This is a genomic window from Pseudoxanthomonas kalamensis DSM 18571 (assembly GCF_010211745.1).
In the GTDB taxonomy this organism is placed as follows: Bacteria; Pseudomonadota; Gammaproteobacteria; order Xanthomonadales; family Xanthomonadaceae; genus Pseudoxanthomonas_A; species Pseudoxanthomonas_A kalamensis.
In genome coordinates this window covers 713,161-726,064 of sequence record NZ_PDWQ01000001.1, presented here as the reverse complement: position 1 = coordinate 726,064, position 12,904 = coordinate 713,161, and the positions used below count along the sequence as shown (strand labels likewise).

The window sequence follows — 12,904 nt, the reverse complement described above, 5'->3', positions numbered from 1 at the left end:
CTACTCCTCTTCCTTCACCTTCTCAAGCACGCGCATCGTCACCTGATCCATCCATGCGCTTTGCTGCCTTGGAAGCTTGCCTTGCGCGTCCGTTTTCAGTCTGAGAATTGCACCATCCGCCCGTTGCAGTTCGACCTCCACATCCTTCAGCGGCTCACCTGTCAATTCATGCCTGACCACGTAAACCTCATCGAACTTCGCCTCCGGCCACGAGTTCATCTCGCGGCTCAGGTGCGCCGGTCCTTCGAAGTCCTTCCTGGCCGCGTGCACGGTGATCTTGCCGGGGCAGGCGATGACGATGTTGCCGCCTTCGAGGGTGAGGCTGGCGCCGCCGGCCACGGCCAGGTGCACGGTCTTGCCGGCCGCCAGTTCGACTTCGGCGTTGGCGCTGACGATCTTCAGGCCGTCCCGAGATTGCAGCCGGGCGCTGTCGTGCTGGGCCTCGAACTCCAGCTTGCCTTCGCCGGCCACCAGGCTCAGCGCGGTCTGCTCCGGCGCGCCTTCCACCGCCGCGGTCAGCCAGCCGATGGCCTGGCCGCTGTGCAGACGCAAGTTGCCGGCGATGGCGGCGTTGCTGGCCTGCCCGCTGGCCAGGGTCAGGGTTTCACCGACGCTCCAGTGCAGGCTTTGTCCGGCCACCAGACCGATGCCCGCCGGGGCGGCGATGCCCAGCACCGCATCGCCGCTGTGCGGAACCCGGCCGTCGCCTGACGCCGGGCTGCGTTCGATCGCTTCGCCGCGCCCGTTGCCGTAGTCGCTGCCGTCCACGGTGGTCTTCACGCTGGCCAGCAGCGCCTGCAGCGGTGCCTGATCGTCGATCAGCGAAGACTTTGCTTCGCCCACGCCTTCGTGCACGGCCAGCTTGACCGTGCGGTGGGTGCCGGCCGCCTGGCTGAACACTTGCGCCACCGCCTGCGCCTGCTTCAGCAGCGCCGCCGGCGCCACCGCGTCGCCGGCGGGCGTTTGCCCGGCATGCGCATGAGCGCTCAGCCACAGCCCGGCCTCGGCGCGCACCGCGCCCCAGCCATCGGTCCGCAACTCGAAACCTTCGCCACGGAAGCTGCCGCGGAAGTTGTCGGCCTGATGGATCAAATGCCCCAGGTTCAACTGGCTGGCCGCCTGGGTGGTGGCCAGCTGCAGTCGCAACTGGCCGTCGCTGTCGTCGAACACCAGCCGACTGTGGCCCGAACCATTCCATTCCTTCGACTGAATGCCCCACATCGCCGCCGCATTGCGGTGGGCCTGATCGCCGGCGCCCATGCCGTGCCACAGCGGCGCCTGCCCGCCGGCCAGGTTGGCCTGCGCGCTGGGGCGGTGGTCGCCGGCCTGCGCGTAAGCCGACAGATCGCTCTCCGCCGCCTGCCCGCCCGGCGTGGCCGCGACACCCGCTTCGCCGCGGCCGTTGTACAGGCTGCCGAGGATCAGCGGTCGGTCGATGTCGCCGTCCAGGAAGCCGACCAGCACTTCCTGCCCGATTCGCGGCAGGAACTGCGCGCCCACCCCGGGACCGGCATAGCGCTGCGCCACCCGCAACCAGCAGCTGTTGCGGTCGTCGGCTTCGCGACCCTGCTGGAAGTGGAACTTCACCTTCACCCGGCCCAGCGCGTCGCAGTACAACTCCTGCGCATCGGCGCCTTCGTCGGCCACCACGATCGCGCTCTGGTAGCCCGGCGCGGTCGGACGCGGATTCAGCAGGGCGCCGGTTCCGTCCTGCAGCACCGGCCGCCACGGCTGTTGCCGCGACAGAGCGAGGAAGGCATTGGCGTAGCCGACCCGTTCGGCGCGTTGCCATAGCGCCTGCCAGCCTTCGCCGGTCGCCGGCGTCGGCGATGCCGGTTCGGACGATGGTCCCAGCAGCGCCTGCACGCCTTCGCGCAGCGTGTCCGGCAGGTTGTTGAACCCCGCTTGCTGCACGCTGAGCAGCAGATATTCGCCGCCGTCGGCCGCCGACAGCGGCGCCTGGGTCAAAGTGAAGCCGGTGCCGGCGCGGAAGCTGCGCACCGTGCCTTGGCCTTGCCAGTGCTGCAGCTGCGCTTCGCGCGCCTGCGCCAGTAGACCGGCGTAACGTCGGCCTTGCGCGGTGTCGGCGAAGGCGTAAGCGCCGGCCGGGTCGTAGACCTCGCCCGACACCGGCACATCGTCCAAGCCCAGCGGCAGTTGCGCCGTGATCGCCTGGTCGTGCTTGTAATCGGTACCGAGCAGGCTCAGCTTCGCCGCGCCCAGCCGGTGTTCGCGGCCGATGGCCTGCACGCTGTCGTCGGACTCGGTGGCGTCGCTGCGATGGAAGCGGATGCCGCCGTCCGCCGCGCAGGCATCGTCGGCCAGGGTCGTGCTGTCGGCGAAGATCAGCAGCCGGTGCCCGGCCGGGGCGGATTCGTCTTCCTGCCAGCACCAGCCCAGCCCTTCCTCGGCCAGCAGCCGGGTCACGAAGGCATGGTCGCTCTCGCGATACTGCACGCAGTAACTGCGCGGCGGCGCCTCCGCCAGGAACGGGCCGACCTCGTCGGCCACCTGCCAGACCGCCAGTGGTGCGTAGTCGGCGAACACTGCCTCGACGATTTGCAACACGCTGCGGTCCTGGAACACCCGGCTGTGCCGGCCCTGCCCCAGCCACCACGTCCACGGCACCAGGCACAGGCGATAGCGCGCCAATCCGCCATCGGCGCCGAGGCAGGCCGCTTCGCGGATCACTCCGCTGCGCCGCGCGAAACCGTCGCGCGCCAGTCGCGTCTTCAGCGTGGCCGGCTGCCCGCCGAGTGCGTCCAGATCCCAGCCGGCATCGGACGACAGCACGTCCACCCACCATTCGTAACCGTCCGCCAGCCGTTCCCACCCCTGCCAGCGCTCGACGGCGGCATCGGCCGGAACGGCATCGGATTCCAGTTCGTGCAGACGCCCGCTGCCGACATAGCGCGCCAGCGCCGCCAGCAGGGATTGCGATGTCTCGACAATGCCCATGTTTCCTCCATGAAACTGCCCGCGTCTCGCTTCCGGCGATACGGGCGCAACCGCCTCCGCGGCCCGGCCCGCGCGACGCCGACCGAAAAGTGAAATTAGCAGATGTCGCCGGACAGATGAACACTCGTGCGCGATACGACATGCGACGGAATCACATTAAGCCGCCGTCCGCACGGTTAGCCGGGTGAGTTCTGCTGACGTAGAATCGCGACGACATTCCATCGGATGGAACCGACATGACGGAAGCGGAAGACCTGACCGGCGGCCTGCTGGCGCCGATCTCCGAAGCGCAGCCCTGCGGCGAGGACCTGTCCTTCTCCCTCGAATACGACCGCATCCAGGACGCCCGCCGCAGCGACGACCCGACCCTGGAACAGGGCGAATGGGTCACCGACCTGAAAGCCGCCGACTGGCCGGCGGTGCTGGCGCAGACCGGCACGCTGCTGCGCAAACGCAGCAAGGACCTGCAGCTGGCCGTATGGCATTGCGAAGCGGCGGCACGCACGCAGGGCTTCCGCGGACTGGCCGAAGGCTACCGGCTGGTGGCCGGCCTGTGCGAACGCTACTGGGACGCGCTGTATCCGCCGATCGAGGACGGCGACAGCGAGCAGCGCATCGGCAACCTGGGCTGGCTGCTGGCCAATTCCGGGGCCTGGATGAAGGACATTCCACTGACCCGCACCGCGCAGGGACAGTTCGGGCTGATCCAGTTCGAAACCGCGCGCAGCCGCCACAACCATCCCGACAACGCCGCTCAGGCCAATGACGGGCTGCCGCCGCTGGATGTGCTGGAGACCGCGCGCCGCGAGACCCCGCACGACTACTATCGCGAACTGCTGGAGTCGATTCCCGATTGCCAGCGCGCGCTGAAATCGCTGGAGGACGTGGTCGATGCCCGCCTGGGGCTGGACGGCCCCAGCTTCGCCGCGGCCCGCGACCAGCTGCAGTTCCTGCACGACCTGGTGCTGCGTTCGGCGCGCGAAGCCGGCATGCTGGTCGAAGGCGAGGAGGCGACCGAAGCCGCCGATTCCGCGGACGCCGATGCGGCACCGACCACCGGCGGCGGCAACGGCCCGCTCAATTCGCGACGCGAAGCGCTGGCGCAACTGCGCCGGGTCGCCGAATTCTTCCGCCGCACCGAACCGCACAGCCCGGTCGCCTACCTGGCCGACAAGGCCGCGCGCTGGGGCGAAATGCCGCTGCACGTATGGCTGAAGCGGGTCATCAAGGACGACAGCACCCTGGCCCAGGTCGAGGAACTGCTGGACGTGGACCAGCAGAACAGCGGCTGGGACGACAACAGCTGACTTGCGGTCGTTGGCTGCATAACCTGCATGCCGGGCCGCCCACGCCACGAGACGCCATTCACGACTCGGCTTCTGCTCGTCATTCCCGCGAAAGCGGGAATCCAGCCTTTCGCATCCGCGATGCACGCATGTGGATCCCCGCCTTCGCGGGGATGACGGCCCGCTTCGTCACCCGCACGAATCGCGCGTCACAGCACCTTGAACTGGATCCGCCGGTTGCGGGCGCGGCCTTCGGTGGTGGCGTTGTCGGCCACCGGCTCGTCCGGGCCCTTGCCCAGCACGCTCAGGCCGGCATCGGGAATGCCGCGCTGGCGGAAATACTCGCGTACCGCCTGCGCCCGCGCGTAGCTCAGCGCGATGTTGGCCTGGCGCGCACCGACGTTGTCGGTGTGGCCGATCACCTGCACCCGGGTATCGCCGATCTGCCGCATCGGTTCCACCAACTCGTCGAGGATGGCGCGTCCGGTCGTCGTCAGGTTGGCGCTGCCGCTTTCGAATTCGATGATGCGGTCGGCCAGCACGTCGTCCAGCAGGGTCTGCGGCGAGCCGCCGACGCGCAGGCCGTCGGCATCGACCGAATAGCTGGCGTTGAGCGAGGTCAGCAGGTGATTGACCACCTGCTGGCGCTGCGCCTCGTTCGGCACCTGGCCGCTGATGCGCACGCTGTTGCCGTTCACCTCGAGCTTGCCGGGCGAAACCTGGCGTAGCTGTGCGGCGGCCAGCTTGGCCACGTTCTCGCTCCAGTTGGGCGGTGCGACCACCGGCTCGACGCGCAGGCGATCGACCACCCGGCCGGCGCCGTACAGTTCGCCCAGCCGCGCCAGCAACTGCGCCTTGGTCGCTTCGTCCGGCACCACGCCTTCGGCCACGACCGGCCGCTCGCCGGTCGCCGGCGCACGCTGCGCCTGCGTCGGCAGCGCCGATGCCGAGAGGACGGCGCACAGCAGGATGCTCGCGGTTCGGAATCTCATCTCACGCTCCCAGGAAAGTCTCGCGGAACACCTGCCGGATCGAGCGCAGGCTGATGTCGTCGTGATCCAGGTAGGACGCCAGCTTGTTCAGCGCGTAATCGCCGGACAGCTGGTCCTCGATCCACTCGGCGTCGTCGACCCGGATCAGCTGCTCGCGCGCGACCTGCGGGTCCAGCAGGCTGTGCAGGGTGGCGCCATCGGCGCCGTTCAGGCCCAGCACCAGTCGCGGCTGTTCGGAATCCGGCAGCAGCAGGGCCAGCTGGTAATCGGCGCGGGCGAAGAAGCCGGCCATCAGGTCCATCCAGAACGCCGCCGCCAGGCTGCGGTGGATCGGGTCGCGCGGCAGCGGCAGCGACAGGCCCTTGTCGATCTGGCCCGGCGCCTGGCTCAGCGCCGGCTGCAGCAGCAGGCCCAGCGCCGGCAGGGTCCACTTCAACTCGACCGCGCCATGCCCAGCCGACTGCAGCATCTCGCGCAGGCTGCCGACCGACTGCATGTCGAGGAAGTCGAAGAACGGGGCGTCGTAGGACCCGGGCGCCAGGTTCAGCGCCGGCCGCGATTCGGACAGCCGGCGCAGCGGCTCGGACGGGTCTTCGGCCATCGTCACCTCGCGCGACATCCGCGACAGCGCCGCCCACAGCCGCGACAGCGCCATCGGGCTGCGCGCAAGAAAATCCAGCGGCGGTTGCGCGTCGATCCGCGCCGCGGCCAGGAACGGGAAGCGGCGCTGCGAAGCATCCTGGCTGGACAGCCAGTGCCCGGCGATGGCGTTGCGGCTGCGCGCGCCCATCACCGCGAACGCCAGCGGCGGGGCCTGGTCGTAGGCCTGCTTCCAGGCCACGTCGCGGCTCAGCAGTTCCAGCCCCTGCCCGGCCCATTGGTCCAGCCAGGACAGCAGGGCGTGGTCGTCGCCGCTGCGGACGAAATCGCCGCGCGCGGGCAGCTTGCCGAAGAACCCCAGCGGAACCTGCGTCTCACTCATCGGCCTGCTCCGTCGAAGTGGCCGCCGCCGTTGGCGTGGCAGCAGCAGCCGGCGCGCCGGCGACCCGGGTCGGCAGGCGCAGGCCGCGCATGCTGGTCGGCGACAGCCCACCGACGCTGCCGCTGTCGTTGGCGGCCTGCACCGGTGCGCTGACCACCTGCAATTCCACCGAGATGGCGACGTTGCCGTTGCGCCAGGTCAGGCGGTAATGGTTGTCGCCCAGGGTTTCCTGCTCGGCGGCATCGAACAATTTGCCCAGGCCCTGGCTACCCGGCGCGTTGACCAGTTCGACCACGCTGCCATCGGGCACGGTCGCCGATACCCGCGCGCCGGGGGTGCCGGGGCCGGGCCAGCGGAAGCTCTGCCATTGCGGCGGCGTGTTGCGGTAGCGCAGCAGCTGGCCGTCGATCTCGATGCTGTATTCGTTGACCCCGGCTACCGGTTGCGGCTGGATGCGGAACATGCGCCCGTTGGACTCGGCCGCCGCGCCACCGCCGCCGCTGCCGACCTGGCCCAGCGGCGCCACCCAGCTGGCGTAGCTGGTGGTGAACTCCGGCGACAGGCCGATGCCGATGTCGGCCCAGCGCGCCGGCTCCATCTGGTTGCCGCGGCGGGTCACCAAGGTGCCCAGCGCGTCTTTGCCGAACTGGGCGATGCTGCCGTTGGGGCCGAATACCTGCTCGATGTCGGTCCGCATCGCCTCGACCGAGGCGTTGGGCGCGAACGGATAGCGCTGGGCGATGCCGTTCTGGAACGGCTGGTAGACCTGCGCCGTCCAAGTGCGGTTGAGCTCGCCTTCGGTCGGCGCCACCAATGCCGCATAGGTCTGGGTCAGCGGCCGCAGCAGCAAGGCGCGCAGCACCTGCCGCTGCTCGTCCTCGACCCCGTCCAGCATCTGCTCGTCGACCAGCTTCAGCGCCGCCGCCAGTTCCGAGGCGTCGCCGTTGGACAGGGTTTCCTGCATCAGCTTGCCGGCGCCGGGACCGGGTTCGCCCTGGGTGCGGATCGCGTTGAGGCGACCGCGGATCTTGCCCAGCGCCTCGAAATAGGCGTCCAGCATGGACGGGCTGCCGTCGCGCGACAGCGCCAGCCGCGCCAGCCCGGCGAACTCGCGCCCGACCGGGCCGGCCGGGACCGGCACCTTCTTGCCGGTTTCCGGGTCCAGCCGCACCGGGATCGTGGTCGGGTTGCGGCGCATGATGACCCGTTCGAACCAGGCCACGAAGCCGGTGCGCACCTTGCCCATCAGTTCGCTTTCGGCTTGCGGGTTGTCCCAGATGGTGTTGTGGTTGACCGCTTCGATCAGCTTGCGCAGCGGCGAATTGCGCACGTCGCCCAGGCTGCCCATCCGTGCCACCGCGGTTTCGAAATCGGGGAATCCGGCCACCGCCGCCCCGGCCAGGAACTTGCGCCACTCGCGCGCGTATTCGTTCTTGTACAGGGCAACCAGCTCCTGCTGGATGTGTTCGGGACTGCCGGCCAGGGTCAGGTCGGTCGGCGCGTTGGTCTCCAGCACCCAGTCGGTGGTGTTGAGCTGGGTGTTGGAGGCTTCCTTGATCGCATCCTGGACGTAGTTTTCCCAGGCCTCGCGCGAGAACGCGCCGGAAATGGCGTAGTTGCCGGTGATCGCGCCCTTGTTGGCTTCCTCGCCGATCAGGTAGTTCGCGGTGATGGTGGGGAAACGGGTCGCCGCGCGCGCCTTGATGTCGGTATACACGCGCTCCAGCGCCGGCTTGCCCTTCATCACCTCGCGCAGCAGGCCGCGGCTGTCGTCGACCAGGGCGAAGCGCGGCTCGATCCGCGGCCATCCCGACGTCGCGGACTGGGCCACGTAGAACGACATCAGCCGCTCGGCGTCGCGGATCATGTCCTCGCGCGGCATCTGCCCGCGATTGGCTTCCAGCCAGCCGCGCCAGAACCGGGTCAGCTCGGCGTTCAGGTGGGTGGCTTCGACCCGCGCCGGATCGCCGAGCATCAGGTAGGCCTTCAACGCGTTGTAGGCATCGTCGGGATTGTCGGCCGACGCTTCCTGGTACAGCTGTTCGCCCGGTTCCGGCTTCGCCTCGGCCGCACTGCCGCGATTGCCGGCCGCAGTGCGGATGGCGTCGCCGTTGCCGACCACCTCGGACAGGAACGTCTCCAGTCGCTCGCGGGTCGGTTGCAGCATCACCTGCTGCATGCCGGCGAAGTATTCTTGGCGCAGCTTCTGCTCGATGTTGTCGCCCTGGTACAGCCCCAATCCCATCGACAGCGGCTTTTGCTTGCGGTACTGCTCCAGTTGCTCCAGCCGCATCTGCAAGATCAGCAAGGCCTCGATCCGCGATTTCAGGTCGAACTTGTCCTGCTGCACCTGCACCGCCTTGTCCAGGTCGGCCGCGACGTTGCTGGCGAACTGGCGGTTGCTGGTGTACGACCACGCCCATCCGGCCAGCACCACCGCCAGCAACGCCACCGAACCGAGCAGCGCCGCGTAGCGCATCCGGGTGCGGCCGGGGCTGGCGTACTGCCGCACCAGCTTGCGATCGGCGAACACGACCTTGCGGAACAGGCCCTTGAGGAAATAGCCGGTGTCGCCGGTCGCGACCGGATCGACCGCGGTCGGCTCGTTGCGCGCCTGCAGGCCGAACTGGTTGGAGATCCGGTCCGAGGCGCGCTGCATGCTCAAGCCTTCCTGCAGTGCACTGGTGAAGTAGAAGCCGCGGAACACCGGCTTGAACTGGTACGGATTCTCCTCGAACAGGGTGGCGATGAAGGTACGCAGCGATGGCTTCAGCGAGGTGAATTCCAGCGGCAGGGTCAGCAGGCCGGGACCGATGTCGCGGCCGCGGCGCAGCGCCAGCTGCGACAGCGCCATCTCGCGCAGGCCTTCGGACAGGATGTCGAAATGAGTGTCGAACGCGGCCAGCGCATCGGTCTCGCCCTTGCCGTCGAACGGCAGGGTCGCGCCCCAGCCGTTCTCGCGTTCGCCCGGGTCCAGGCTGGCGAAGAATTCCGGGAACCCGGCGATCAGGTCGGCCTTGGTGAACACCACGTAGATCGGCACGAACACTTCCAGCCGTTCGGTCAGCTCCTGCACGCGCTGGCGCAGGTTCTTGGCCAGCTCGATGGCGAACTCGGGCTTGCTGCCGCTGAGCTCGGCGATGCTGGCGGCGATGATCACGCCGTTGATCGGCGCCATCGGCCGGTTCTTCTTCAGCAGTTCAAGGAAGGTCAGCCAGTCGAGCCGGTCTTCGGCATTGACCGAATAGCGGCCGGCGGTGTCCAGCACGATGCCTTCGGTGGTGAAGTACCAGTCGCAGTTGCGGGTGCCGCCGATGCCCTGGACCACGTTGCTGCGGTTGTCCTCGAACGGGAACTGCAGCCCCGAGTTTAGGATCGCCGTGCTCTTGCCGGCGGCCGGATTGCCGATGATCACGTACCACGGCAGTTCGTACAGCGCGGACGCACCGTGGGTATGTCCCAGCCGCGAACCCTTGATCGCCTTGACCGCCTCCAGCATCTTCTCGCGCAGCACTTCGGTGTCGGCGCGCGCGGCCGGCTTGGCCGAGGCGACCGCGCGGTCGGCCTGCTCGCGCACCATGTCGTCCAGTTGCGCCGCCGCGCGCCGCGCGCGGATGCGCTTGACCGTCCACACCAGCAGCCACACCAGTAGCAGGACGATGGCCGCCACCAGCAGCCAGAAGCCGATCTGCCGCCAGCGGTCCGCGCCCATGAACATGACCCCGCCGCCGAAGATCAGGCCCAGCGCGGTCAGGGTGCGGTAGTCGGTGAGGAAGTAGCGGAATCTGCTCATCATGCGTCCATGGGTCGTTCGCTCATGCCGCGCCGTGTCCGGCCGGCGCGTCTGGTTCGTCTTCTGCGGCGTGCGGCGGCAACAGCAGGGCGGCGATGCGCTCGCTTTCGGCACACAGGCCAAGGGCGAGCACCGGCGCCTGTTCGCGCTCGGCACGCGCCGCGGCCAGCGCCAGCAAGGCCGGCGCCGCCGCCGCACCCAGGCTGCCGCAGGCCATGCCGAAATCGGTCTGGCCTTCCTCGGGATCGACTGCGTCCAGCCCGGATGCCACCGCGGCCGATATTTGCCGACGGCTCTTGCGGTGATCTGCATCGCTGACCACGGCCACCACCTCCTTGTCCGGCGCGCCTGCGCGGGCGAACACCTGCGCCAGCATCTGCGCCACTTGCTGTTGCGCGGTCCGTTCGCGCCAGGACACGCCCTGGTCGATATCCACCAGTCCGCAGGCCTGTGCCAGCGGCTGTCCCTGCGCCTGCCGATCGGCCACCGTCAGCAGCAGGCCAGCCGCGCCTTCGCCGGGTACCTGTCCTTCCGGCGTGGCCGCATCCATCAGCCGGCCGGCCGACTGCAGCCGCTGCACGCTACGTTCGCCGAGTTGCGAATCGCAACCCAGCCACAGGTAATGCGTCGGCGGCGCGGCGATGTCGGGCATGGTTCGCTGCAAAGCTTGCAGCCATTGCCAGGCCTCGGTCGGCGAGCGATAGGCCTGGACGTCGAAGGCAACCCGTTCCGACGGCAAGCCGCAGGCGGAAGCTTCGGCCTGCAGCAGGGCGCGCGTGCCTTCGCGGACCGCCACGTTCCAGTCGGCCGGCAGCTGCAGGCGAACCTGCAACGACGGCGCCGGCAGCGGTTCGCGCCGGCGTTGCAGCGATGGCGGTTCCGGCGCATCAAGCAGGCCATCGGCCGCCACCCGTTCCAGCAACTCCCGCGCCACCGGCTGCAGCAGCGACAGCGCACGCCACTGCTCGTCGTCCAGTGCGGGCGGCTCGCCCGCCAGCCCGGCCCACCAGTCGCGGCCGGCTTCGGCATCGGCGTCCTCGACCCAGGCGGCGAACACCGGAAATCCGGAGGCGTCCTTCAGTTTCCCGTGCAGCCCGGCCTGGCGCGACTCGCGCGCCGCCTGTTCCACGTCGGAGGCATTGCCGCCGGCCGGCAACCGCAGGGCGCCGGCGCGGATCGCCAGCACCGCGACATCGACCGGCTCGGCAGCGGCGGCAGCCGCTTCCGGAGTCGTTGTATCGTCGCCTTCGACCGTATCGCTGGCCTTCGCCTTGTCGGCGGCGCTGCGCAGACCGCGGCGCAACAGCACCGCCACCGCAAACATGCCCACCGGCAGCACCCCCAGGTACAGGGCGATGTCGCGCGCGCCGGGACGGATATCGTTGACCTGCCAATACAGCAGCACCGTGCACCACACCAGCGCGGTGAGTACCAACAATCCTGCGAATGCGCCGAACAACCTGCCCCTGCTCACTAGCCCTACCTTCCTGGTAGTGGCCGCCGCGGCGGCCACGGTATCGATTCCCTGATGTGTTGCGGCGAAGTGCCGTGTAGCGAAAATCGCGCGGTCGCTCCGGGCCGCGCGGGTTCAGCCGATATGGGTCGGCGCCTGGCTGGAGATCAGTTTGGCGCCGCAAGCGGTCTTGTCGCCGTCGCGGGCGACCGGTTTGCCATCCACGATCACCGTGCTGTCGCCGCTGGCGATCACGGTGGGACCATGCTTGCTGCAAACGCAACCGTCGCCGACGCGGGCGATGGGTTTTCCGCCGGTGCCGCTCTGGATCGAGGCGGACGTGACCTTGCCGCCGTGATCCAGCGAATCGCCCAATACGATGAATGGCCGCGACATGAATGTGACTCCCGTTCCGTGGGTTCAATGTCCGATAAAGATAGCAGGTCGCTAGCGTTTCATCACACCCGGCCGGCGCTGCTCGACATGCATCAGGTCCTTGATGCTGCGCCAGTCGCCGCCCCAGGTCAGCCCGGCCTGCTTGGCCACCTGCCCGTACAGCTGGTAGCCGCGCATGGCCCACGGGTCGCGCTCGGAGATCACCAGCTTGCCCTCACGCAGGAAGGCGCTGTCGGCCGCCAGTCCGTACTGGTGCCAGCTCTGCCCGCCGCGCGCGCGGGTCACGTCCGCGCCCTGCGCCGCCAGCCGGTTCTGCCGCTCGGGACTGCGATAGCCTTCGACCAGCACCATCTCGTAGCCGTACTGCTCGCGCATGACCTTGTAGACCACCAGCAGCTTCTGGGTGAACTCGGGGTCCAGCCGCTCCCACTTGCGGTCGGCGCTGGCGGTCATCGGCCGCACCTGCTCGACCTCGGCGGTCGTGAACACCTCCGGCGGCGGCGGCGGCGGCGGGGTCAGGCGCTCGCCGCGCAGCAGTTCCTGCACCAGCGGATTGACCGCCGGACGCTGGACCGCATCGAACCCTTCCAGAATCACGTTCCGCCGCAGCACCAGGATCGACAACGCCGGGACCAGCAGCAGCGCGACCGCGATCACCAGCACGCCGCGGTGCGCATGCAGTGCGCCGGCCACCCGTCCGCCCTGCTTGCGCGTGCGCGTCGCGGCGACCTCCGCACGCGACGACCAGCGGCCCAGCCAGCGCCTGCAGACCGCCGCCAGCGCCGATCCGCCACGGCGCAAGCCGCCGAACACGCGATCGCGCGCCTGCTCGAACAACAGCAGCCACACCAGCAGCGCCGAGACCAGCAGAAACGCCAGCATTCCGATTGCAATCACGCGATCCGGTCCGTGTGGGTCGATTGACGGCCTCGATGCCGCCGGAGTTAGAATGCCATGCGCTGCGGATTCCGCCGCCATGGACGACAAGGCATCCTATTGGACAGGAACGACTCTAGGCCCGCCCGCCCCAGTCTTTTCAAGACG

General features: G+C 69.0%; 8 protein-coding genes. 1 reads left to right on the top strand and 7 read right to left on the bottom strand.

From position 1 onward, the window contains the following. Positions 1 to 2,958, bottom strand: a complete 2,958-nt coding sequence (locus CSC70_RS03210; RefSeq protein WP_162455173.1) for a type VI secretion system Vgr family protein — start codon at positions 2,956 to 2,958, stop codon at positions 1 to 3. 236 nt (positions 2,959 to 3,194) lie between these two features. Here CSC70_RS03210 and tssA point away from each other — a divergent pair, with 236 nt between their 5' ends. Further along, positions 3,195 to 4,265, top strand: a complete 1,071-nt coding sequence (tssA, locus tag CSC70_RS03205) for a type VI secretion system protein TssA (RefSeq protein WP_162455172.1) — start codon at positions 3,195 to 3,197, stop codon at positions 4,263 to 4,265. Positions 4,266 to 4,453: 188 nt separating this feature from the next. Here the strand turns inward: tssA and CSC70_RS03200 are convergent, their stop codons facing one another. The 6 genes from CSC70_RS03200 to CSC70_RS03175 all read right to left on the bottom strand — a co-directional run bounded on the left by CSC70_RS03200 (position 4,454) and on the right by CSC70_RS03175 (position 12,757). After that, positions 4,454 to 5,236 carry an OmpA family protein gene (locus CSC70_RS03200; protein ID WP_162455171.1) on the bottom strand — a complete coding sequence of 261 codons (783 nt, stop codon included), beginning with the start codon at positions 5,234 to 5,236 and terminating at the stop codon, positions 4,454 to 4,456. Position 5,237: 1 nt separating this feature from the next. After that, positions 5,238 to 6,218: a type VI secretion system-associated protein TagF gene (gene tagF, locus CSC70_RS03195; RefSeq protein ID WP_162455170.1), complete on the bottom strand. Its 981-nt coding sequence runs from the start codon at positions 6,216 to 6,218 to the stop codon at positions 5,238 to 5,240. Continuing rightward, positions 6,211 to 10,011, bottom strand: a complete 3,801-nt coding sequence (gene tssM / locus CSC70_RS03190; protein WP_246189302.1) for a type VI secretion system membrane subunit TssM — start codon at positions 10,009 to 10,011, stop codon at positions 6,211 to 6,213. Before tssM ends, tagF begins: the two co-directional genes overlap by 8 nt. Positions 10,012 to 10,033: 22 nt before the next feature. After that, on the bottom strand, positions 10,034 to 11,485 hold the full coding sequence (locus CSC70_RS03185; protein ID WP_162455168.1) for a hypothetical protein: 1,452 nt from the start codon (positions 11,483 to 11,485) through the stop codon (positions 10,034 to 10,036). Between the two features lie 114 nt (positions 11,486 to 11,599). Continuing rightward, positions 11,600 to 11,860: a PAAR domain-containing protein gene (locus tag CSC70_RS03180; RefSeq protein ID WP_162455167.1), complete on the bottom strand. Its 261-nt coding sequence runs from the start codon at positions 11,858 to 11,860 to the stop codon at positions 11,600 to 11,602. Positions 11,861 to 11,911: 51 nt separating this feature from the next. Next, complete coding sequence (locus CSC70_RS03175; protein ID WP_246189301.1) at positions 11,912 to 12,757, bottom strand: M15 family metallopeptidase; 846 nt, start codon at positions 12,755 to 12,757, stop codon at positions 11,912 to 11,914. Between the last annotated feature and the right edge of the window lie 147 nt (positions 12,758 to 12,904).